General features: G+C 53.6%; 20 protein-coding genes and 1 rRNA gene. 17 read left to right on the top strand and 4 right to left on the bottom strand.

The genetic code is table 11. The features are described 5' to 3' along the window. Window positions 1–22 precede the first annotated feature (22 nt). Window positions 23–137, top strand: a 5S ribosomal RNA gene (gene rrf, locus ACZYUB_RS12870). 162 nt (window positions 138–299) lie between these two features. After that, the gene (locus tag ACZYUB_RS12865; protein WP_463948447.1) at window positions 300–1,025 is read left to right on the top strand and encodes a heparan-alpha-glucosaminide N-acetyltransferase; all 726 of its coding nucleotides are present in this window, start codon (window positions 300–302) and stop codon (window positions 1,023–1,025) included. A gap of 53 nt (window positions 1,026–1,078) precedes the next feature. On the opposite strand, the gene ACZYUB_RS12860 is transcribed toward ACZYUB_RS12865, so the two are convergent. Continuing rightward, window positions 1,079–2,989: a methyl-accepting chemotaxis protein gene (locus ACZYUB_RS12860; RefSeq protein WP_463948445.1), complete on the bottom strand. Its 1,911-nt coding sequence runs from the start codon at window positions 2,987–2,989 to the stop codon at window positions 1,079–1,081. Between the two features lie 51 nt (window positions 2,990–3,040). Between ACZYUB_RS12860 and ACZYUB_RS12855 the strand changes: the two genes are divergently transcribed. From ACZYUB_RS12855 to ACZYUB_RS12820, 8 genes are all read left to right on the top strand, one after another. Next, the gene (locus ACZYUB_RS12855; RefSeq protein WP_463948444.1) at window positions 3,041–5,332 is read left to right on the top strand and encodes a patatin-like phospholipase family protein; all 2,292 of its coding nucleotides are present in this window, start codon (window positions 3,041–3,043) and stop codon (window positions 5,330–5,332) included. Between the two features lie 184 nt (window positions 5,333–5,516). Next, window positions 5,517–8,114 carry a bifunctional aconitate hydratase 2/2-methylisocitrate dehydratase gene (acnB, locus tag ACZYUB_RS12850; protein WP_463948442.1) on the top strand — a complete coding sequence of 866 codons (2,598 nt, stop codon included), beginning with the start codon at window positions 5,517–5,519 and terminating at the stop codon, window positions 8,112–8,114. 100 nt (window positions 8,115–8,214) lie between these two features. Next, window positions 8,215–8,586 carry a YacL family protein gene (locus tag ACZYUB_RS12845; RefSeq protein ID WP_463948440.1) on the top strand — a complete coding sequence of 124 codons (372 nt, stop codon included), beginning with the start codon at window positions 8,215–8,217 and terminating at the stop codon, window positions 8,584–8,586. Window positions 8,587–8,801: 215 nt separating this feature from the next. Beyond that, window positions 8,802–9,140, top strand: coding sequence for a P-II family nitrogen regulator (locus ACZYUB_RS12840; protein ID WP_460881383.1), 339 nt, complete (start codon window positions 8,802–8,804; stop codon window positions 9,138–9,140). Window positions 9,141–9,305: 165 nt separating this feature from the next. Next, on the top strand, window positions 9,306–10,310 hold the full coding sequence (locus ACZYUB_RS12835) for a Fe(3+) ABC transporter substrate-binding protein (RefSeq protein WP_463948438.1): 1,005 nt from the start codon (window positions 9,306–9,308) through the stop codon (window positions 10,308–10,310). A 30-nt stretch (window positions 10,311–10,340) separates the two neighbouring features. After that, a complete protein-coding gene (locus ACZYUB_RS12830) occupies window positions 10,341–11,960 on the top strand; it encodes an ABC transporter permease (RefSeq protein ID WP_463948437.1) in 1,620 nt (539 codons plus the stop codon). Then, window positions 11,957–13,015: an ABC transporter ATP-binding protein gene (locus ACZYUB_RS12825; RefSeq protein WP_463948435.1), complete on the top strand. Its 1,059-nt coding sequence runs from the start codon at window positions 11,957–11,959 to the stop codon at window positions 13,013–13,015. The genes ACZYUB_RS12830 and ACZYUB_RS12825 overlap by 4 nt, the downstream gene beginning before the upstream one ends. Before the next feature lie 65 nt (window positions 13,016–13,080). Continuing rightward, window positions 13,081–14,004 carry a Dyp-type peroxidase gene (locus ACZYUB_RS12820; protein ID WP_463948433.1) on the top strand — a complete coding sequence of 308 codons (924 nt, stop codon included), beginning with the start codon at window positions 13,081–13,083 and terminating at the stop codon, window positions 14,002–14,004. Between the two features lie 61 nt (window positions 14,005–14,065). Here ACZYUB_RS12820 and argR read toward each other — a convergent pair whose 3' ends face one another. Next, a complete protein-coding gene (argR, locus tag ACZYUB_RS12815; RefSeq protein WP_460881378.1) occupies window positions 14,066–14,536 on the bottom strand; it encodes a transcriptional regulator ArgR in 471 nt (156 codons plus the stop codon). Between the two features lie 163 nt (window positions 14,537–14,699). Between argR and ACZYUB_RS12810 the strand changes: the two genes are divergently transcribed. From ACZYUB_RS12810 to ACZYUB_RS12785, 6 genes are all read left to right on the top strand, one after another. Next, on the top strand, window positions 14,700–15,440 hold the full coding sequence (locus ACZYUB_RS12810; RefSeq protein WP_463948453.1) for an ATP-binding cassette domain-containing protein: 741 nt from the start codon (window positions 14,700–14,702) through the stop codon (window positions 15,438–15,440). Between the two features lie 21 nt (window positions 15,441–15,461). Then, window positions 15,462–16,199 (top strand): transporter substrate-binding domain-containing protein, encoded by a 738-nt coding sequence (locus tag ACZYUB_RS12805; protein WP_463948431.1) that lies wholly within the window; start codon window positions 15,462–15,464, stop codon window positions 16,197–16,199. After that, complete coding sequence (artQ, locus tag ACZYUB_RS12800) at window positions 16,199–16,918, top strand: arginine ABC transporter permease ArtQ (protein WP_463948429.1); 720 nt, start codon at window positions 16,199–16,201, stop codon at window positions 16,916–16,918. Before ACZYUB_RS12805 ends, artQ begins: the two co-directional genes overlap by 1 nt. Before the next feature lies 1 nt (window position 16,919). Beyond that, on the top strand, window positions 16,920–17,585 hold the full coding sequence (artM, locus tag ACZYUB_RS12795) for an arginine ABC transporter permease ArtM (protein ID WP_463948428.1): 666 nt from the start codon (window positions 16,920–16,922) through the stop codon (window positions 17,583–17,585). A gap of 204 nt (window positions 17,586–17,789) precedes the next feature. After that, complete coding sequence (gene mdh, locus ACZYUB_RS12790) at window positions 17,790–18,728, top strand: malate dehydrogenase (RefSeq protein WP_463948427.1); 939 nt, start codon at window positions 17,790–17,792, stop codon at window positions 18,726–18,728. A gap of 88 nt (window positions 18,729–18,816) precedes the next feature. Further along, entirely contained in the window at window positions 18,817–19,647 is an 831-nt protein-coding gene (locus tag ACZYUB_RS12785; RefSeq protein ID WP_463948425.1) for a tetratricopeptide repeat protein, read from the top strand. Here the strand turns inward: ACZYUB_RS12785 and ACZYUB_RS12780 are convergent. Further along, window positions 19,640–20,905 carry an HlyC/CorC family transporter gene (locus ACZYUB_RS12780; protein WP_463948423.1) on the bottom strand — a complete coding sequence of 422 codons (1,266 nt, stop codon included), beginning with the start codon at window positions 20,903–20,905 and terminating at the stop codon, window positions 19,640–19,642. The two genes, ACZYUB_RS12785 and ACZYUB_RS12780, sit on opposite strands and share 8 nt — an antisense overlap. A gap of 46 nt (window positions 20,906–20,951) precedes the next feature. Then, window positions 20,952–21,740, bottom strand: coding sequence for a cytochrome C assembly family protein (locus ACZYUB_RS12775; RefSeq protein WP_463948421.1), 789 nt, complete (start codon window positions 21,738–21,740; stop codon window positions 20,952–20,954). A 144-nt stretch (window positions 21,741–21,884) separates the two neighbouring features. On the opposite strand from ACZYUB_RS12775, the gene ffh reads away from it, so the two are divergent. Further along, the gene (gene ffh / locus ACZYUB_RS12770; RefSeq protein WP_463948419.1) at window positions 21,885–23,258 is read left to right on the top strand and encodes a signal recognition particle protein; all 1,374 of its coding nucleotides are present in this window, start codon (window positions 21,885–21,887) and stop codon (window positions 23,256–23,258) included. The last annotated feature ends 83 nt before the right edge of the window (window positions 23,259–23,341 follow it).

The following is a 23,341-nucleotide window of genomic DNA, read 5'->3' as shown; positions in this document are numbered from 1 at the left end:
GTTTTAGATTTAGAAAGATTTATTTGACGGTCATAGCGCAATGGAACCACCTGTATCCATGCCGAACACAGAAGTGAAACGTTGTAGCGCCGATGGTAGTGTGGCATTCGCCATGCGAGAGTAGGACACTGTCAAATACCCATTTAAGAGCCCCGCTGTAATCAGCGGGGCTTTTTGTTTATGTTTTTTCCGCAACAGATCCTGATGTGATATGAGCTCCACGGTGACGCACTTGGGGTTATGGCTTCGGGTCGGGTGCTAGGGCAATCTGAAGCTGGTTGGTTTGAATTGGAGCATTTATGACGGAGCAGACCTTTCATCGTTGGCCTTGGTTAGACGCCGCTCGTGGCTTTGCGATCTTGATGATGATCGCCTTTCACTTTTGTTTTGATCTCGTGTACTGGCAGCTTGCAGATTTTCAATTATTGAGCGACTGGCGCTGGATGGCTTGGCGCAATGGAATTGTCGGATTGTTCCTGTTGATCATGGGAGTGAGTCTGGTCTTGGCGGCCGATAATCCAGCGGCACACTTCTGGCGACGACTCATTCGAGTTGCGTGTTGTGCTGGGCTTATCTCCGCGGTCAGCTGGGTGATGTTTGCGGACCGGTTCATCTATTTTGGTATTTTACATTTCGTTGTTCTGGCAAGTCTTCTGGGCAAGATCTTGCTACGGCTGAAATCGCTGGATAGATGGAGTGTCTGGCTATTGCTCGCTCTGCTTTGCCTTGCAGCGGTCTGGTTACCTGGAGCTGAGGCTCTGGATCCTCGCACACTGAATTGGTTGGGAATGGCCGCTCACAAACCACAAACCGAAGATTATGTTCCTCTGTTACCCTGGTTCGGGGTTGTGTTGTTTGGCATGGTAGTAGGCCATTGCTTGCGATGTCTCCCTGGCCAAGAATACCATCTTGCTATCCCCCAAATATGCCGACCGGTAGCAGTGCTCGGGCGTCACAGCCTACTCATTTATATGCTGCATCAACCTCTTTTGATGAGCCTATTCTGGTGTTACTCCTTGCTCTAAAAAACAGGCCAGCTATTTGCTGGCCTGGTCATTATTCCTCGCGGTTCTTGAATCTAGAGGCGGAACTCACTGAGTAAGGTATCCAGTTGCGTAGAGAGCTCTCTCAGTGTTCGACTGGTATGGGTTAACTCTTCCGCAATGGTGGCACTTTCCTGGGTCAAATTATTGATATCATCGACATTACGGTTGATTTCGCCGACCACACTGGATTGCTCCTCGGTAGCGGTTGCGATGTGGATGTTCATATCGTTAATTTGCTCGATATGTTTGGCGATCCGGCTCAGAGCTTGCTCGGCGGCGCTGGCTTCGCTGACAACCTGATGAGCGCGGATCTGACCATTTTCCATGGCCAGCACTGCACGACCTGACTCGCCTTGCAGTCGATTGATTTTCTTTTGAATTTCTTCCGTCGCCTCGGCTGAACGGCGAGCCAGGGTTCGAACTTCATCTGCAACGACCGCAAATCCTCGGCCTTGTTCTCCGGCTCGAGCCGCTTCAATGGCCGCGTTCAAGGCCAGTAAGTTGGTTTGCTCCGAGATACTACGGATAACCTCCAGAATCGAGCCGATACTCTGGGTATGTTCAGCCAAGGTGCCAATCACAGTGCCGGCTTCCGCAATCTCCTCAGCTAGTGAGGAAACGGCTTGGCGGGTGCTGGCGACGACCGCTTGTCCGGTTGCGGATTCGGAGTTCGCTTCATTAGCGACGTCGGCTGCAATAGCGGCATTATTGGCAATCTCGGATACGGTTGCGCCCATTTCGTTGATGGCCGTTGCGACTTGAGTGGTACTGTCTTTCTGCGTCTGGCTATTACGGAAGGTCTCTTCGGCTTTATGCGCCAGTTCGTTGGCTGATGTGGCTAGTTGGTGCGAATTGTGAGCAACTTGGACCAGAGAGCCATGGATCTTGCCGATGAAGTTATTGAAGCCGCGGGCGACGCGCGCTAATTCATCGTGTCGGCTGGTATCCAGACGCTGTGTCAGGTCGCCGTCACCAGAGCCTAGTTTTTCAAACAGCTCTGCCAATTGCTGGATCGGGCGGCTGATACCGCCTGCCAGCCACAGGGCGAATATGCCCATGACGAGCAGAGTTCCAAGGACCAGTAAAATGGTGAAGTATTGAGCCTGGTGGAGCTGGGCATAGAGTTCAGATTCCGGCACCTGGGCTATGAGGTACCAATTCAGCGCGGGGATATAACTACTGGCGATAAACATGGCGCGGCCGTCCAGCGTCGCCTTTGCCATGGTAAAGGATTGTTTGCTTAGTAAATCCTGTCCGCCTGTTCCGAACAGATCTGTCAGTGTCCGCTGGTCAATCAGACTGGTGTCTGGATGCAATTTGATCATGCCGTTGCCATCGGCCATGAAGACGAACCCGGTTTGTTCCAGGCGTTTGCTGGCCAACTGGGCGATCATGCTATCGAGGGATTTTGATAATCCCGAGGCGACCCGGCCATCCAGTTGCTTGTAATTGACGAATAACTTCACCTCGCCGTTTTGTTCACGAAAGATGCTGAGCATGTACGCTTCGGCGGTCTGGTTATAGCTATAGAACCAGCCATCTTGCTCCGGTGTCAGCAGCCGTAAAAAGCCATTCTGGTTGTAATAAGCCGCACTCTTGCGATCCACAATCGAGGCATCAACCAGATCATACTGCTGACGCAGTTGTTGCAGTTTTTCAATCATCAGAGGCTCTAGTTCTTTGGGACGATCCCCGTTGAACCAGGTGGTAATTTGTGGATCGTTGGCCAGCTGACGCGAGGCATTGGCCATGGTATCGAGATCTTTTTCTACGTCCTTGCGGATGCTCTGTAACAGGGTTGGCAGCTCCTGCTCAATCAGGCGTTTTTCCATGATACCGCCGAGTAATGTCAGATTGAGACCTCCGACGGCGAGAGCAGAAATCAGGACGGAGAGACAAACTCCGAGCAGGATCTTTTGTTTGATGGTCAATCTCGTTAGCATAGGTCCCTCAATGGCTTAGGTGAGAATATCGTGAGTGTAGCGGCCGATAAAATGGCAAGGCAAAGACTGTTCTGCTTTTTCGGAATAGCATACGTTTGCGCGCTGCTTTTATGCGCCCCCCAACTACAAGCCGCCGTTCCCAAAGGCAGCGAGCGCCCCCGGATTGCACTGGTCCTGAGTGGTGGAGGCGCCAAAGGTGCTGCTCATCTGGGGGTATTGAAGGTTCTTGAGGAGATGCGGATCCCGGTCGACATCGTTCTGGGGACCAGTATGGGTGCTTATGTCGCCGGTATGTATGCCATGGGGTATTCGGCGGATGAGGTGACCACCAAAACACTCTCGCTGGATTGGAGCAAAGGTTATAAAGATAAAGTCACGCGCCAGGATCTCTCGTTGCGAAAAAAGGCGCAGGCCGATGACTTTCAATTGCAAACCAACATAGGCCTCAGTGATGGTCAGGTTAAATTGCCTGAGGGTATGTATCAAGGACAGGGCATGGCCTCACTGTTACGGGATGCAACCTCGAACCTGCCGGCGTTACGCAGTTTCAATGAGTTACCGATCCCTTATCGAGCGATCGCGACCAATCTGGAAACGGTGACGCCCGTAGTTCTGGATCATGGAAATCTGGCCGCAGTCATGCAGGCATCCATGTCGATCCCGGGGGCTTTGAAGCCGATCGAAATTGATCATCAGCTGCTGGCAGATGGTGGCATTGTTAATAATTTACCGGTGGATATTGCGATTAAGATGGGCGCTCAGGTCATCATCGCCGTAGATATTTCCGATAAATTAAAGGCGAAAGATCAGTTAAATTCAGCATTTGGTTTGCTGGATCAATTGACCACCTATCTCACTCGTTCCGGTACAGAACATCAGCTCTCGTTGCTACGTGAACAAGACGTGCTATTAACACCGGAAGTCAGCCAGTTCTCCGTCTCGGATTTCAGTTTGATGACCGAGATTGTCCAGCGCGGGGAATCCTCCGCTGAAGGGATGCGCCCTCGCTTGCGCGCCTTGTCCGTTACCGAAGAGGAGTATGAAGAATATCGACAGGCCAAACTGGATCGCCGTGCTCAGCTTGGTGGCCAGCCTGCATACTATCTGGATCGGATCGTCATCCATAACAACTCCCGTCTCAGTGATGAGGTGATCAAGGGCATGCTGCAGGTGGAAACCGGTATGATCCAGACCAGCGAAAATCTGGAAGCCGGTATTGAACGGATCAACGCACTGGGAACGTTCGAGCGAGTAACCTACGAGATCGATGAGGAGCAGGGACAGAATGTCTTGGTGGTGAATGCCAGCGAAAAAAGTTGGGGCCCAAATTATCTGGATTTTAATTTTGCCTTTGAGGACGACTTTAGCTCACGTTCCAACTACTCGTATGGCGTGGCCTATACCCTGACCAATATCAATCAATTAGGTGGGGAGTGGCGCAATGAAATGAGTCTGGGTAGCTGGAAACATCTACGTAGCGAATTCTATACACCATTTGACACCCGCCAGCAGTACTACTGGCAGTTCGGCGGCGGTTATGACAATCAAACCCGTGCCATCTATATGAATCAAGCCAGAGCGTTGTGGCGTGATGACGATCTCGGCTCTTCAAATTTCGTGAATATGGAAAATGGAACCTGGGGACTCGACACCGAGGTGGGCTGGAATCCGCAACCCTGGCATCAATTCGCGCTGGGCATGCGTGGGGCCCGCTCCACGCTGGATGTGCAAGGCGTGGCGGCAGAGACCAAGGTCTATAGTTGGGGACCTTATGCGCGCTACAGTTATGACACGCTGGATAGCCGCTTTTTTCCAACTCGCGGTCATTATCTAGCCGGACAATTGGACTATGTGCATAGTCAGGATGGGGATTCGGCGGCAACGCTGCGCAGGTGGGGTTTAGTCTCGGATGTGGATTATTTGCATCCATTTACCCTGTCGGAGCGCCAAAACCTGAACTTTCGTCTATCGGGAGGTGGTTCTGCCGTCAACGAGTTGCAACCCATGTACCTGCAGGATTTGGGCGGACTCTTCAACCTCTCTGGCTTTCAGCGCTATCAGCTGAATGGTCGCTATAAACTGTTTGGTGCTTTTATTTACAGCTATCGATTGCTGGATAATCATTTTGGCTCCTTCAAGTCGCCGGTTTATCTGGGATTTTCCGTAGAGCGGGGTAATGTCTGGAATGAAAAGTCCGAGATCAATTGGGATGACATGCGATCCGCTGGCAGTATCTACATCGGTTCAGATACCTTTTTAGGCCCTGTTTATCTGGCATATGGTCAAACGGATAGTGATGATGACTCCTTTTACCTGATGTTTGGGAATACCTTCGGTTTATAAGCCTTAGATATTCAGCGGGTTTATAGCGGTTATATTTTTCATTAAACCTGCAAATCTATATAGTTAGAGCCACGTTACCGGGCCTGACAGGCCGTTTCATGGATGATTGTCATTGCTTGCGATGTCCACCGCTCTGGCGGAGGTGTCAGTGGCTGACAACTTGAATAGATATGAGGAATTCATCGTGCTAGAGAGCTATCGCCAACATGTTGCCGAGCGTGCCGCCCAAGGCATTGCACCCAAGCCCCTGAATGCCGAGCAGGTTGCTGCTCTGGTCGAGCTGGTAAAAAATCCCCCGGCAGGAGAGGAATCCCTGTTACTGGATTTACTGGCGAATCGCATTCCACCTGGCGTGGACGAGGCTGCCTACGTCAAGGCAGGCTTTCTGGCGGCAGTTGCCAAAGGTGAGGCGATTTCGCCGATACTGAGCGCCCAAGCTGCCGTTGAGCTGCTGGGTACTATGCAGGGCGGTTACAACATTCAGCCGCTGATTGATCTACTGGATGATGCCAACTTGGCGCCGATTGCGACCAAGGCCTTATCCCATACCTTATTGCTGTTTGATTCTTTCCACGATGTGCAACATAAGCTGGAAGCCGGGAATAGCTATGCCAGACAAGTGATGGAGTCCTGGGCAAATGCCGAATGGTTTTTGTCTCGTCCCAAGCTGGCAGACAAAATCACCCTCACGGTATTCAAGGTCAGCGGCGAAACCAACACCGATGATCTGTCGCCAGCACAAGACGCCTGGTCGAGACCCGATATCCCTCTCCACGCCTTAGCCATGTTGAAAAACAGTCGTCCCGGGATTACTGCCGATCAGGAAGGGGTCGTTGGCCCAATCCAGACGCTCGACGCGCTGAAGGCCAAGGGATTCCCCTTGGTATACGTTGGCGACGTTGTGGGGACAGGCTCCTCGCGCAAGTCGGCCACTAACTCGGTGCTGTGGTTCATGGGCGATGATATTCCCCATGTACCGAACAAGCGTGCCGGTGGCTTCGTGCTGGGTGGCAAGATAGCACCGATTTTCTTTAACACCATGGAAGATGCGGGGGCGCTGCCCATCGAGCTGGATGTCAGCAAGATGAAGACCGGCGATGTGATCGACATCTATACCTATGAAGGTAAAGTGACCTTGCATGGTAGTGATGAGGTGCTGGCTACATTCGAGCTGAAGACCGAGGTCTTGCTGGATGAAGTGCGCGCAGGTGGCCGTATCCCACTTATAGTGGGACGTGGTTTGACCGACAAGGCTCGGGACATGTTAGGCCTGCCGTTTTCTGACGTATTTAAGCGACCACAACCGGTAGCGGATTCTGGCAAGGGCTATACCTTGGCTCAGAAAATGGTCGGCAAGGCCTGCGGTGTCGATGGTATTCGCCCTGGCACCTACTGCGAGCCGAAGATGACTACGGTCGGGTCACAAGACACCACCGGGCCCATGACCCGTGATGAGCTCAAGGATTTGGCCTGCCTAGGTTTCTCTGCCGATCTGGTGATGCAGTCCTTCTGTCACACCGCGGCTTATCCAAAGCCGGTGGATGTGCAAACCCACCATACTTTGCCCGATTTCATCATGAATCGCGGTGGTGTAGCCCTGCGTCCAGGGGATGGCGTGATCCACAGCTGGCTCAACCGTATGTTGTTGCCGGATACCGTGGGTACCGGCGGTGATTCGCACACTCGTTTCCCGATTGGCGTCTCCTTCCCTGCGGGATCGGGTCTGGTTGCTTTTGCCGCCGCAACCGGTGTGATGCCGCTGGATATGCCGGAGTCGGTGTTGGTGCGTTTCAAGGGGACCATGCAACCGGGGATTACGCTGCGGGATCTGGTGCATGCCATTCCCTATCAGGCTATCCAGATGGGGCTTCTCACCGTCGAGAAGGCCGGGAAAAAGAATATTTTTTCCGGCCGGATCCTCGAAATTGAAGGCTTGCCGGAGCTGAAGGTCGAGCAAGCGTTTGAATTGGCAGATGCCAGCGCAGAACGTTCCGCAGCTGGTTGTACCATCAAACTGGACGAGGCGCCGATTGCCGAATACCTCAACTCCAACATTGTCATGCTCAAATGGATGCTGGCGGAGGGATATGGGGATGTTCGCACCATCAGCCGTCGGATCAATGCGATGGAGGCCTGGTTGGCCAAGCCGGAGCTGATGCAGGCGGATGCCGATGCGGAATATGCCGCGGTAATCGAGATTGATCTGGATACCATCAAGGAGCCGATCCTCTGTGCGCCGAATGATCCAGATGATGCCCGTTTGCTGTCCAGCGTGGCCGGTGACACTATCGATGAGGTGTTTATTGGTTCCTGCATGACCAATATCGGGCATTTCCGGGCGGCCGGTAAGCTGTTGAACCAGTTCAAAGGCCAGTTGACGACTCGTTTATGGATCGCGCCGCCGACCAAGATGGACAAAGATCAACTGACCGAGGAAGGCTATTACGGTATCTTCGGTCGTGTGGGCGCGCGAATTGAAATCCCGGGATGTTCACTCTGTATGGGCAACCAGGCGCGTGTCGCTGATGGTGCCACTGTGGTTTCTACGTCGACTCGCAACTTCCCGAACCGATTGGGGCAGGGGGCGAATGTCTATCTGGCATCCGCGGAGCTGGCGGCCGTGGCGGCCATCTTGGGTCGGATCCCGAGTGTCGAGGAATATCAGGGGTATGCTCGTGAATTGGATACCCTGGCGAGTGATGTTTATCGCTACCTGAACTTTAACCAGATTGCCAGTTACACCGCGAAGGCCGACCAGGTCATTCTGCAAGTTCCGGCGTGATGGATGCTGAGTGGCAGGAACGGGGCGCATGATGCGCCCCGTTTTTTTATGATATGCCCTTCTGGCGCTAGAATGAGAAGAGCAGGCTGAGGGGGTTAAGATGGATTATGAATTTATCAAACAGGCGGATGGGCGTTTGCGTGTCAAATTGGCCATGGGACACGAGGCGTTTGGTCATTGGTTGAATGATGCGATCGCCTCGAATCTGACTCTATTGGCTGATATTTTACGAGATGTTGAACGAGTCCAGCAGGGTGAGGTCGAGATGCTGACCTTGCATAGCGCCGGGTATACCTTGCAATTGGGGGATGGAGAAGCCGAAATCTCGGCCAATGTGGTGCAATTTGAATTTGGCGATGAGTTGGAGCCGGATATGGCCTATTACGATGATGAACAGATGTCGGGCTGTGGGCTGGAGGATTTTCAACGCTTGTTATTGGCGTGGCAGGATTTTGTCCAATCGGAGTCCTAAGCTGAGCTGTCGTGCGGGGTGATTTTTGTGCTGCACCAAATTGGCGCCCTGTTCAGTGACATCCCGAACTGAGCTGCACCAATTGTAATGGAAGATGGCTGGTTAATTTGATTTTTTATATTTATCTATATGAATAATATGGGTTTTATTATTGTGGCATAGACATTGAATTAGTTTGTTAAACCCAATATCAACCAGGGAGTGGGAGACAAGGTATGAAGCTTATCAGTGCAATTATTAAACCATTTAAGCTGGATGACGTGCGTGAGGCGGTAGCGGCTCTGGGCGTTGACGGTATGACAGTGTCCGAAGTGAAAGGTTTTGGTCGTCAAAAGGGCCACACCGAACTTTATCGTGGTGCCGAGTATCAAGTTGATTTTCTGCCAAAAGTGAAACTGGAAATTGCCAGTGTGAGCGAGAATGTCGAGAGTATCATCGAGGCAATCTGCAAGGCGGCATATACCGGCAAGATCGGTGATGGCAAAATCTTCGTGTATGACCTGGCCCATGTGGTACGTATCCGTACCGGTGAAGTCGACGACGAAGCCATCTAGCGGTCTCGGGTGTTGACTTCGTTCGGAGGGCACCCGCCATTTCATGATGTATTGAGCTGTACTTGAGACCCTTAGGGGTCTTTTTTTATTTCTATTGAAGCAATAAATGCGAATGACTATCATCAGCGTGAATTTTTTTGATTTACGTCAAGGGATGGTGGGTTTATGGGTTGGCGGCATCTGGTCAGTTTATCTCTATTGTTGGTTTTTCAGGCGCAGGCGGCTGAAGAGGTCAATGTCTATTCGGCGCGTCAGGCGCATTTGATTGAACCTATCGTGCGGCAATTTACTGAGCAAAGCGGTATCAAGGTCAATCTGGTTTACGCCGAAGATGGACTTGCCGAACGATTGAAGCGCGAAGGGCGGTTAACGCCCGCCGATCTGGTTTTGACGGTGGATATTAGCCGTCTGATGGAGCTGGTTGATGCGGATCTGGTGCAACCTGTTCGTAGCCCGTCTTTGGAGCAAGCAATTCCGGCTCAGTATCGGGATCCAGAAGGCAAGTGGTTTGCCCTTACCACGCGAGTCCGTGGCATTTACAGCAGCAAAGAGCGTTTGGGGCAGTTGAGCACCATTCGCTACGAAGACTTGGCGGATACCAAGTACAAGGGACGCATCTGCACCCGGAGTGGCAAGCATCAGTACAATGTGGCGCTGGTTGCTTCCATGCTGGCTCACCAGGGTGAAGCCAAGACCCGTCAGTGGTTAGAGGGGGTTAAGGCGAATCTGGCACGCAAGCCTCAGGGGAACGATCGGGATCAGGTAAAAGCGATCAAGGAGGGGGTCTGCGACCTTTCTCTCGGCAACAGTTATTACTACGGCAACATGCTGGAGGATGCCAATCAGAAGAGTTGGGCTGAGGCTGTCTATCTCAACTTCCCTAATCAGGCTGACCGAGGCGCGCACGTTAATGTCAGTGGCGTGGTCATGACCAAGTATGCCAAGCACCCAAAGGCGGCTCAACGTCTGATGGAGTACTTGGTCGGGGATCAGGCGCAGCAGCTCTACGCCGAGCTGAACAAAGAGTATCCGGTCAAGTCAGGGGTGGCCCTGTCGCCGTTAGTGGCTTCCTGGGGGCAATACCGTGCGGATGATTTGCCTCTTATTGCGATCGCCAAGCACAGAACCCAGGCGATGAAGTTGTTGGATGAGGTGAAATTCGATCTCTAATCTCACCTTTTCAACCGGCGAAAACGCCATATGAAGGCGGCTATCTGGATGGCGAGCAGCAGAGGCATTGCTCTGCTGCTCTGTTTCCCGTTGTTGGCTTTGTTGATCGAGGCCGGGTTGTCGCCTCTGGAGCTGCTGGCTCATCTCTGGGCCACCGTATTGCCGACTTATCTGCTGAACTCCGGGGCACTGGTGTGTGGCACTGTCTTGGTCTGCTTACTGCTGGGGGCGCCAGCGGGTTGGTTGATGGCCCGCTGCCAGGTACCGGGACGGCGTTGGTTGAATTGGGCCTTGGTATTGCCACTGGCCATGCCGGGCTATCTGGTTGCCTATGTCTATACCGATCTACTCGATTATGCAGGCTGGGTGCAGCAGAGCTTGCGCAATCTGTTTGGCTGGCAAGAGCCCGGGGATTACTACTTTCCACCTATCCGCTCCTTGGGGGGGGCCATCGGGGTCTTGTCTCTGGTGCTCTACCCTTATGTATATCTGTTGTCACGCGCCGGATTTGGCGAGTTGGCGCCGCAGCTGCTCGAGAGTGCCCGCATGCAGGGCTATGGCCACTGGCGTCGCTGGTGGCATCTGGAACTTCCCCTGGTACGTCCTGCCATTGCCGTAGGGCTCTCCCTCGTGGCGATGGAGACGCTGGCTGACTTTGGTACTGTCTCCTATTTTGCCGTGCCAACCCTGACGACAGCCGTCAATGATGTATGGCTGGGTTACGGCGAGCTGGGGGCTGCAGCTCAGATCTCTTTGGGATTACTGGCGTTGGTAGGGTTGATCCTGCTGATGGAGCGAGTGAGTCGAGGTCGGCAGCAGCGTTATCAACGACAGAGCCTGCTGCAGCCGACGGAGGCTTTGGTGTTGCGGCCGGTTGTGCGTGCGCTGGCCGTGACTTATTTGCTGACGCTGATTGTGCTGGGTTTTTTGCTCCCCTGCGGTGTCCTGATGTATTACGCCTGGCAAGTCTGGGGCGGGGAGTGGCCTGCCGGTCTGTGGGATGCCAGCTTCAATAGCTTGCAGGTCGCGGGGTGGGCCGCGCTGGTCGCCTCAGTCATGGCACTGCTGATCCTGTTTAGCCAACGCCTGAACCTGAAGTTGGTTTGGCCACGCCAATGGGCTGGATTGGGCTACGCCATGCCCGGTACTGTTTTGGCCATCGGGATCTTGATCCCTTTGACCGCGACAGACTTTGGTCTTAACGCTTTGCTGGCCGGGTTAGGGCAGCCTGAGCCAGGGCTGATTTTGACGGGCTCGCTGTTTGCGCTGATCGCGGCGTATGTGGTGCGTTTTATTGCCATGGCGCTGGGGGCTATCGAGAGTAGTTACGGCCGCATTCCGCCGTCGCTGGATATGGCCAGCCGTGCGTTGGGGCATGGCGCAAACAGCCTGCTGTGGCGAGTCCATCTGCCGTTACTGCGTCGAGGCATTTTGACCGGGGCTTTGCTCATCTTTATTGAAGCCATGAAGGAGTTGCCTGCCGCTTTGATGTTGCGTCCGTTCAACTACGAGACGCTAGCCACGCTGGTCTATCAATATGTAAAGGCGGAGCAGTTGGCCGAAGGCGCCTTCCCTGCGCTGCTGATCGTGGCTGTTGGTCTTTTACCCTTGTTGTTTATGAATCACTACCTTGGGGAGCGGAAGTCATGAGTGCTTTGCGAATTGAGGAGCTGCATTGTCAGCATCAGCAGCAAGCCGTGTTGTCTGGGGTTTCGCTAACTGTGGCGGATAACGAGATCCTCTGTCTGCTCGGCGCCAGCGGAGGAGGCAAGACCACGTTGCTGCGGGCGATAGCAGGCTTGATGCCGATCTCGCAGGGGACCATCTGGCTGCGAGGGCGCCAAGTGGAGGGGGCGGGCGTGAGTGTACCGGCCGAGCTGCGGGAGACAGGATTTATTTTCCAGGACTATGCGCTGTTTCCTCATCTAACCGTGGCGCAGAATCTGGCGTTTGCGCTCCGTCCGTTACGACTCTCCGGGGAGCAGCAGCGACAACGAATTCAGGAGATGCTGAGTCTGGTGGCACTGACGTCGCTGGCTCAACGCTATCCCCATGAATTGTCGGGGGGGCAACAACAGAGAGTGGCGATTGCTCGGGCCTTAGTCTGTCGTCCACAACTTCTGCTACTGGACGAGCCCTTCTCGAATATTGATGCCCAGGTCCGTTGGAGTTTGATCCGCGAGCTCCGCGCCTTGCTCAAAAGCTTGAACATGGCAGCAGTCTTTGTCACCCACAGTAAGGAGGAGGCGTTTGCATTTGCCGACCGGCTGGCTTTACTGGAAAATGGACGTGTGGCGCAAATCGGTACCCCGAAACAACTCTACCATCAACCGGCTAGCCCCTATGTCGCCGAGTTTTTGGGGCGGGGGAATCTGGTCCGTTGCGACTGGCTTGCTGCGGGGCATCTGGCCAGTGCGCTCGGAGAGATCCGGGTAGAGTGTGATCCCGCCGCTTGTCCTGACCCCTTGCTTTTTGTGCGACCACAATTATTGGCGGTGACCCCGGGTGGTCAGGGAGCTGTGTTAGAGCAGCAGTTTCTTGGCAGTCATGTCCGCTGTCTTATCGACTGGCAGGGAGAACACTACGAGGCTTGGCACCATGAATGGTTGACCGAGCCTGAGTGTGGCGTGTCTCTGTCGCTGCGTCCCCATGCTCCTGTGCTCTTCTCGCGGACTGAGTGGCCTCAGCTTCATTCCCGTCTGTAGTGCGCTAGCTGCTAGCGTGACAAATGGCTTATAGTGAACGCCTTGTCTTTCGAAGGAGAATGTTCATGTTCCAGCCACAAACAGGTCTCTGTGCCGAGCCCAATTCCCATGCTTATTATCTGATGTTTGATATTCAGGCTGGTGCGGAGTCTGAAATCCGGCTGGCGCTGGCGCATTTCCCCGAGCTGTGTGAAGAGCTGGCGACTAGCTATCCCGAGGCGGATTTCAGCGGATTAGTCGGTGTGGGGAGCGAGGCTTGGGATCGGTTGTATACCCAGCGACCGCCGCTATTGACTCCTTTCCCGACGCTGGAACAGGGCGAGCGAGTGGCTCCCGGGACACCGTTTGATCTGTTTTTTCAGCTTCGCGCCGAGCGCGTCGATATCTTGCATCTTGCGGGTCAGCGGTTGATGGCTCGGTTGGCAGGCAAAGTGCTCTTACGAGAAGAACGGCATGGTTTCCGGTTTTTGGATTCTCGGGATCTGACCGGGTTTGTCGACGGCACTGAAAATCCACAGGGTGAGCACAGAGCCGAAGTGGCGCAGGTGGCTGAAGGCCCCTTTGCGGGCGGCAGTTATTTGCATGTGCAGCGCTTCGTACACAACATGGCCCAGTGGCAGCGATTGGCCTTGAAGGAACAGGAAGATATCATAGGCCGCACCAAGCAGGACAACATCGAATATGCTTCGGTGGATAAGCCACTGACCAGTCATATCAAGCGTGTGAATCTCAAGAACAGCGCAGGCAGGAGTAAAGAGATACTGCGCCAGTCGATGCCTTGGGGCTCACTGGAAGAGCAAGGGTTGTACTTCATCAGTTGCTGTCACACCCCGGAGCACTTCACCGACATGCTGCGCAGCATGATGATTGGCGATGGGGCTGGGCATTTTGACCATTTGTTGCGGTTTACCCGCGCAGTGACAGGCGCTGCTTTTTTCGCTCCGTCACAAGGCTATCTGCGTCAGGGCGGCCTGATGGATCTCCGCTAAACAGGTTGCTGCACAATAAAAAAACCGGCGCTAGCGCCGGTTTTTTTGACCCGTCAGATCTTTAACCCGCATGTTCGAACAGCTCGAGCACCGAATCATAGAGTTCATCCATGTCGGTCTCGGCGGTCGGGGTGATGAAAATCGTATCATCGCCAGCGATAGTGCCGAGGATCCCTTCGGCTTTGCCCAAGGAGTCCAGCAAGCGCGCGATCAGCTGGGCCGCGCCTGGACTGGTATGGATCACCAGCAAGAAGCCGTTATGGTCAACGTCCAGTACCAGATTCTTCAGCGGGCTATTGATAGTTGGGACGCCCAACTCGACTGGCAGACAGTAGACCATCTCCATCTTGGCATTGCGGGTACGCACAGCGCCAAAGCGACTCAGCATCCGTGAGACCTTGGATTGGTTGATATTTTCGTAGCCCATTTCGTGCAGCGCGGTGACGATCTCAGCCTGCGAGCCAAAACGTTCTTCTCTCAATAAGGCTTTGAAAGCCTTGATCAGTTGTTCCTGTTTTTCACCGGGCTTCATAGCCAACTAATATGTTGTATGGACGAGCTCTAATTTTGCATCCATATGCCAATATTTTCAAGAATTAGCCGATAATTCTGCATAAGGATGCACAAAATTCTTGCATTGACTCCCCCTGTGACTAGAATCGGCGCAAAGTATGGATAAAAGGCCGTCACTCATCATGGGTATAGAGCTCAAAGGAATCTCAAAATCTTGGCATCAGCAGCAGATCCTGCGGCAAGTTTCGTTTCGCTGCGCCGCTGGCGAGACTCTGGTGCTGCTGGGCCCCAGCGGGGCAGGCAAGAGTTCCTTGCTGCGCCTGATGAACCTGCTGGATACGCCCGATGAGGGCGAGTTATTGATCGCCGGTGAGCGGTTTGAGTTTCCGGCTGTTGCCGCGCAAGCCGATTATGCCAAGCGCACTCAGATTCTGCGCAGCAAGGTTGGCATGGTATTCCAGCAATATCATCTCTGGCCTCACCTAAGCGTCGAGCAGAATCTGCTGGAAGCGCCGCTGAAAGTCTTGGGTATGAACAAGAAAGAGGCGCAGGATAAAGCCGGTTACCTGCTCAACCAGTTAAAACTATCCGAAAAGCGTCATGTCTGGCCTGCCAGTCTTTCCGGCGGGCAGCAACAACGGGTGGCTATCGCTCGAGCCCTGATGATGGATCCGGCGATCCTGCTGTTTGACGAGCCGACGGCGGCGCTGGATCCAGAGATCACCAAGGAAGTGGCCGATATCATTCGCAAACTGGGTGATACCGGCATCACTCAGGTGGTGGTGACTCATGAAGTGGAGTTTGCGCGCCGAGTGGCGACGCAGGTGATCTATCTCGAGCAGGGACAAATTGTGGAAATGGGGAGTGCGCAGCGTTTCGCTGAACCTCAGACGGTCCGTTTTGCTGAATTCTTACAACACTAGAACCATCCAGGAAGGTAAATCATGAAGAAGCTATTCACCGCTATTGCTGCCGTGTCATTGCTCTGTGCCCATGCCATGGCCGCTGAAGTCAAGTTTGCCACCGAGGCGACTTATCCTCCGTTTGAATTTATGACCGACAAAAATGAATTCGCCGGGTTTGACATCGAACTGGCACAAGCGGTCTGTGCCGAAGCCAAGCTGAGTTGCACTTTCAGTAATCAGGCTTTTGATAGCTTGATCCCCAGTTTGAAATTCCGTCGCTTTGATGCTGCCATCGCTGCTATGGATGTCACCGAAGAGCGGGCTAAACAGGTCGATTTTTCCAATATTTACTATGAAAACTCTGCCGTCTTTGTGGCGGCAGAAGGTAAGTTTACCGATGTGGCTCAATTGGCCGCGAAAAATGTCGGTGTGCAAAATGGCACTTCGCATCAATCTTATCTGCTGGAGCAGCTGAAGGATAAGGATGTGAAAGCCGTGCCTTATGCCAGCTACCAGAATGCGCTGATGGATTTGACCAGTGGCCGTGTGGATGCGGTGTTTGCCGATACGGCCGTAGCGGCCGAGTGGTTGAAAAGCCATGCCGGTTATCAAATGGTGGGCAAGCCTGTGTCTGATGCCAAGTATTTCGGCGCCGGGTTTGCCATTGCCGTCAACAAGGGTAATAAAGCTTTGCTGGACAGCCTGAACCAGGGGCTCGCCGGTATCAAGGCCAATGGCACTTATCAAAAACTCTACGATAAGTATTTTGCCAAATAATGATCAGCCTGTTGCTGGATGCCGCCCTGATGACCTTGGGGCTGGCTATCGTGTCATTGGTTGGTGGCTTGCTGCTGGCACTGCTGCTGAGCGCTGCTGAGTTATCCCGGCATGTTTGGCTGCGCTGGCCAGCAGCAACCCTGACGACCTTAATCCGCGGCCTGCCTGAGATCCTGGTGGTGCTTTTTATCTACTTCGGCTCTTCACAGTTGCTGTTGTTGTTGGCGGATGGCATCAATCTGGCCTGTGCGACTTGGCTACCAGGGCAAAGCGGATGCCATGCGCCGTGGGATTATGTGGAGATGAGCCCGTTCTGGTGCGGTGTCCTGGCTCTGGCGCTGTTGTTTGCCTCGTATGCCACCCAGACGCTGCGCGCTGCACTGAAAGCCGTGCCCAAGGGACAGCGCCAGGCCGCACAAGCGTTGGGGTTATCTGCCGGTCATATTTTTAGGCGCATCGTGCTACCGCAAGCGTGGCGTCATGCCCTGCCAGGCTTGGGAAATCAATGGTTAGTGCTGCTCAAGGATACGGCGTTAGTGTCGCTCATTGGGGTAAATGATCTGATGCGCCAGTCGCAATTAGCGGTCGCTAGCCCGAGTAGTGAACATGGGCCCTTTACCTGGTATGCCGTGGCGGCGGGCATCTATCTACTGATCACGCTGATCAGTGGGCGCATCCTTGAACACCTGCGTCAACGCAGCTTCCGGTATGGTGGTTAACATGGCCTATCTCTCCGAGTTACTCTCCGGACTGGCGACTACGCTGGAGCTGACAGTGATGAGCCTGTTGCTGGGTGGCATCTTGGCTTTGGTTTTCACCTGGCTGCTGGATCGGCGGATCCCGGTTGCCCGGCAGTTGGTCGAACTATTTCTGGTGGTATTTACTGGAACACCGCTGCTGGTACAGATATTCCTCATCTATTACGGTCCAGCGCAATTTGAGTGGGTAAAGCAAAGCTACTGGTGGGAGTTGCTGAAAGAGCCCTGGTTCTGCGCCATTTTGGCTTTGGGATTAAATACGGCCGCTTATTCGACCCGTTTGTTCAAGGGGGCGCTGGATGCAGTCCCTTATGGCGAAGTGCTGGCCTGCAAGGCCTTAGGTATGACCAAAGGACAAACCTTGAATATCAAATTGCGTCATGCCATGCGGCGGGCGGTTCCTGGCTATTCCAATGAGGTTATTCTGGTCCTCAAAGGCAGTTCATTAGCCAGTACCATCACCATCATGGATATGATGGGTATCGCGCAGCGCTTGAATGCTCAAACCTATGACACCTTAGGGGTTTTCGGGGTTGCTGGTGCCATCTATCTGACTATGAATGGTAGCCTCACATTAATATTTCGCTGGCTAGAACGGCGCGCCTTGGCATTTGCTCCCCATGAATGAGCAGAAGTCATACTGCAGTGATAGGGGGCTTTCGAGCCCCCTTTGTTTTGTTGCGAAAATGTAACTTGGTTGTGCATTCGCTGTTGTGTTCCTCGGCTCACAGTTCCGACATTCCTCTTTGTTCCTTCCTGCGCTTTATCCTATGGTGATGGTGAGCCACATCCATTAATTACTCTACATCATCAATAACGCTCGGAGCTCACTATGAAAGTTGCCGTTCTCGGCGCGGCTGGAGGTATCGGTCAGTCGCTTTCGTTATTGTTAAAACTTCAACTGCCTCCCGGTTTTGAATTGGCCTTGTATGATCTGGCGGCAGTCACGCCTGGTGTTGCCGTCGACTTGAGCCACATTCCGACCGATGTCCGTGTCCGCGGTTATGCCGGTGAGGATCCTACCCCTGCCTTGCAAGGGGCGGATATTGTCATCATTCCGGCAGGCGTGGCGCGTAAGCCTGGGATGGACCGCTCCGATCTCTTCAAATTTAATGCCGGGGTGATCCAGAATCTGGTTCAACATTGCGCTCGCCAATGCCCGAAGGCGTTGCTGGCGATCATCACCAATCCGGTGAATAGCATCATCCCTATTGCGGCCGAGGTGCTGACTCAGGCCGGGGTGTATGATCCGCGCAAACTATTCGGTGTGACGACTCTCGATGTTATCCGGGCGGAAACCTTTGTTGCCAATGCCATGCAGTGCAAGGCTGGTTCGCTGACGGTTCCAGTGATTGGCGGCCATAGTGGCACCACCATACTGCCGCTGTTTTCCCAGGTCGTAGGCCAACATTTTAGTCATGACCAACTCGATGAAATGACCCGTCATGTACAAAATGCGGGTACCGAGGTCGTAAATGCCAAAGCTGGAGCTGGCTCGGCAACCTTGGCGATGGCGCAAGCCGGTTTACGCTTCTGTCTTTCTCTGGTGCATGCCCGGCAAGGGGAGCCCGGGATTGTCGAATATGCGTATGTGGATGGCGGTAGTGCTCACGCTCGTTTCTTCGCACAAGCGGTGCGAATTGGTCGTGAGGGGATTGAAGAAGTGATGGATTATGGCACCTTGAGCCGCCTTGAGCAGGACGAACTGGATGGCATGCTCACCACGTTACGGGAGGAAATCGAGCTGGGAATTGCTTATGCACGGCAATAAGGATTCGTACGCCAAACAAGGGCCTGATGGCCCTTTGTTTTTTCTCAAGGATCCGCCCTGACGGCCGATAGCCTTGTTGGAGGCGCCTATGAATCGAATTTTGCTCATCGTATTGCTGTTAAGTGTTGCATCCGGACTGAGTGCCGAAGAGCCTGCACTGAAACCGACGACCGACATTTTTGCGGGTATGGCGTTGCCTGCTGCCCAGATTGCTGCCGAGCCGGCTGAGGCACCGGCTCCTAAAAAGTTGACGGCTGAAGAGTTGGCAGAGCGTGAGCGCCATCAGCAGGCCGCGATTGCGGCAAGCTCTGCGGTCTCGACCCTATATACCGAACAGACGGTGACGACGATTCCATCGGCCGCGATTTCAACCCTGCAACTTTACAGTCAGGATGAGTTGATTACCTGGATTGGCCAACACAAACACTTGCAACGGGTGATTGCCGACCAGTGTCAATTAACACCCGACATCGAAGCGCGAGCCAAGGTGCTGATGCTGCCTTCGTATCAATATCTGTGGGCGGACATGCTGTTGACCGGCACCTGTGTGCCGAAAGATGCTGCCGTCGGGATTGGCTTTATGTGGGGAGCCGCCGAGCAGGGCTTTCCTGCCGCATTACAACGGCTGGCGCATTACTATGAGCAAGGGCGTTATGTCCAGGTCGATAAGCAACAGGCGGTGGTACTGATGCACGAGGCTGCGGCACTCGGTTATCTGGAGGCGCAGATGGATTGGGTCAGTATGTTGAATCGAGGCATGGGCAGCCCTCTCGATTATGAGGAGGCCTATAGCTGGTTGCATCACACCATCATCACTGATGACAAACAGCATGCCAAGGCTAAACGTTTATTGAACCAACTGGCGGCGCGGATGCCGAGCAATATTGTGTCTCGTGCCAAGGCGTACCGGCTTAATTAAGCGTGGCGGGGGGGGTGATCCTTGCCAGTTTCACCATGTTATTTTCTACGGAAAAAATCTCGATTTGATACTCCGCGATCTGCAGTTGACGGCCAACCTGAGGTAGGTCCTCCAGGTACTCCAGGATCAATCCATTGAGTGTGCGGGGGCCTTCGGTGGAGAAATTCCAGTCCAGCTCTTTGTTGATATCTCGAAGATTGGCGGCGCCTTCAATCAGGTAGCTGCCGTCGGTCTGACGGTAGATCTCTTCATTAGCGCTGGGGGCCAGACTGGTCGTGAAGTCACCCACAATCTCCTCCAGAATATCGTCAAGAGTGGCCAGACCGCGGATGTCACCGTACTCATCGACCACCAGGCCAATTCGCTCCTTATTCCGACGAAATTTGATGAGCTGGGTCAGCAGTGGAGTGCCGCAGGGGATGAAGTAGACCTCATGGACGGTACGCAGCAGGGACTCTTTATTAAACTGCTCCCGGGTCAGCAGGCGCAACGCGTCGCGGACGTGAATGAAGCCAACAGCATCATCGAGCATGTCCCGATATAGCAAGACCTTGGTGTGCGGGGTATTAGTCAACTGCCGTTGAATGGTCTTCCAGTCATCATTGATATTGATGGCATAGATATCGGCCCGCGGCACCATGATCTCTTCAATCGCCAGGTGCTCCAGCTCCAGAACTCCCATCAACATGTCTTGGTGGTTTTGAGGGATGAGACTGCTCGATTCGTTGAGCACGGAGCGTAACTCTTCACTATTGAGCGACTCGTCTTTCCTGTGCAACTTGATGCCAAACAGCTCGAGTAGGCCATTGGAAATGGAGTTGATAAGCCAAACCAGAGGATAGAAAGGGAGCATCAAGATCCGCAGTACGATGGCGGCCGGATAGGCCACCCGCTCCGGATTCAAGGCGGCCAGGGTTTTAGGGGTGACTTCGGAAAATATCAAAATGACAAAGGTCAGTACCGAGGTCGCAACGGCGATGCCGTAATCGCCAAAGGCCCGAATGGCCAGTAGGGTCGCGATAGAGGAGGCCAGAATATTCGCCAGATTATTGCCAATCAGTATCAACCCCAGCAGCCGGTCGGGACGTCGTAACAGGCGCTCGATTCGCATAGCTCCGCGATGTTTGGTCTTGGCCAGATGGCGCAATTTATAGCGATTGAGCGACATCATGCCTGTTTCTGCGGCCGAAAAAAAAGCAGAAATCAGCAACATCAGCATAAGAGCCAATAATAGGGATTGGGTTGAGATGGTATCCAAACAATGGTCCTCTAGTCGCTTGGAAATGATAATGCTGCGATATGACTCAGCTGAGTAGCACCTCTTTGAGGAACCGACTGCCAAAATAGGCCAGCAAGAGGAGAACACTGCCCAGCAAGCTGAGACTGATGAGGGTTTTACCTCTCCAGCCGTGGCGATAGTGTCCCCAGAGCAGACTGGTATACACACACCAGGCCAGCAGGGTCAAAACTGCTTTATGCCGTTGATCGGGAGCAAACATTTCATCCAGAAACAGCACTCCGCTGCCGATCGAGAGTGTTAGCAATACCACTCCGAGCAGGATCAGTTGGTAGACTCGCGTTTCTACCGTCATCAGCGGAGGCAGATGAGGTAGCCCCAGACGTTTGCGCGCCTTGAGATGATAATTCAGATAGGCGAGTAGCAGCGTGAACAGCGTGGCGATCATCAATACCGAAAAGGCCAGCAATGCCAATGTGATGTGCATTAACAGCTCGGGTCTTTGTTCCAGATGCAGGACATATTGCCCGGGGATCAGATTGCTGACGATTTGCAGCAGCGCCGCAAAGCCATAGACCACGGGTAACAGGATCCAGCCATTGAAGCGCTGCACGATCAGGCTCATGACTAGGCTGATGAGTAACGCGACCGCAGATGCTACGTTCAGCAGGCTGAGATTTTGCCCTAATCCTGTCGAGACAATCTCCTGTCCGAGTCCTGCCGCATGCAATGCCATCGCAATCCAGGCACTACTGACCAGAGGCCAACTGATAGTGTGGCTATTGAGCAGGCGATGCAAAGCGGCCAGGCTAGCTAGCAGATAAAATGCAAGACAGAGCAATGATGGGATGACCATAGGGTAATTAATTGAATTGACGGTCATTAATGGACTTAAGTGGCGAGTATATCGCTGTCGTAGGTCTGCTGCCAGCAAGGCTTAAGATCTTGGGGCAAGTTGCGGTATACTCGTGCGCAATTACGCCAATCGTTGGAATAGGCCATGTTTGAGAATCTAACCGAGCGTCTGTCGAAGTCGCTGCGCAACATCAGTGGTCGGGGCCGCCTGACTGAAGACAACATCAAAGATACCTTGCGTGAAGTGCGCATGGCGTTGCTGGAAGCCGACGTCGCCTTGCCAGTGGTCAAGGAATTTGTCAGTCGAGTCAAGGAACGCGCGGTTGGCCAAGAGGTTAACAAGAGTCTGAGCCCAGGGCAGGCGTTCATCAAGATCGTTCAAGGTGAGCTGATCTCCGTCATGGGTGAGGCCAATGAGTCCCTGGACTTGGCAACTCAGCCCCCTGCCGTATTGTTGATGGCGGGCTTGCAAGGTGCCGGTAAGACAACCTCGGTTGCTAAGTTGGCGAAGTTCCTGAAGGAACGGATGAAGAAGAAGGTGCTGGTCGTCAGTGCTGACGTCTATCGTCCGGCCGCAATCAAACAGCTGGAAACCTTGGCGCAGGAGATTGGTGTCGAGTTCTTCCCCAGTGATACCAAGCAACAACCGATTGCCATTGCCGAAGCGGCCATCAATCACGCGCGCAAGCAATTCTTCGATGTGTTGATCGTCGATACTGCTGGTCGATTGCACGTCGATAGCGAAATGATGGACGAGATCAAGGCCCTCCACCAATACGTCAAGCCTATCGAGACGCTGTTTGTGGTCGATGCCATGACCGGTCAGGACGCTGCTAATACTGCCAAGGCGTTCAGCGATGCCTTGCCGTTGACCGGGGTCATCTTGACCAAGGCCGATGGTGATGCGCGGGGCGGTGCAGCACTGTCGGTCCGGCATATCACCGGCAAACCCATCAAGTTTATTGGTATGGGTGAAAAGACCGATGCGTTGGAACCGTTTCATCCTGATCGGATCGCCTCGCGTATTCTGGGGATGGGGGATGTGTTGTCGCTCATCGAAGAGATGGAGCGCAATGTCGACAAAGACAAGGCCGCCAAGCTTGCCCAGAAGATGCAAAAAGGCAAAGGCTTTGATCTGGAGGATTTCCGTGAACAGCTGGCCCAGATGCGCAACATGGGCGGCATGATGGGCATGCTCGACAAATTGCCCGGGGTCTCGGGCCTGCCAGATGATGTCAAAGGCAAGCTGGATGACAAGATGACCCATCGTATGGAGGCGATTATCAGCTCCATGACCCCGGCTGAGCGCCGGAATCCGGAGATCATCAAGGGCTCGCGTAAGCGTCGGATTGCTGCGGGTTCCGGCATGCAGATCCAGGATGTAAACCGTCTACTCAAACAGTTTGATCAGATGCAACGCATGATGAAGAAGATTTCCGGCAAAGGCGGTATGCGCAAGCTGATGAGTGGCATGAAGAATATGTTGCCTCCCGGCGGTTTTGGCCGAGGCCCTTTCTGATTTGTCGCATCAATTTTACTGCGTAAGCTAAAACTCGAGTTGACCAGCCCTGCCGTGCGTGTCTTAAAAAGCGGCGGGTTTGG

Source organism: Pseudaeromonas sp. HNCC25DJ182 (assembly GCF_055413365.1).
Note: the sequence above shows the minus strand (reverse complement) of the source record. Positions and strands in the feature narration are given on the sequence as shown.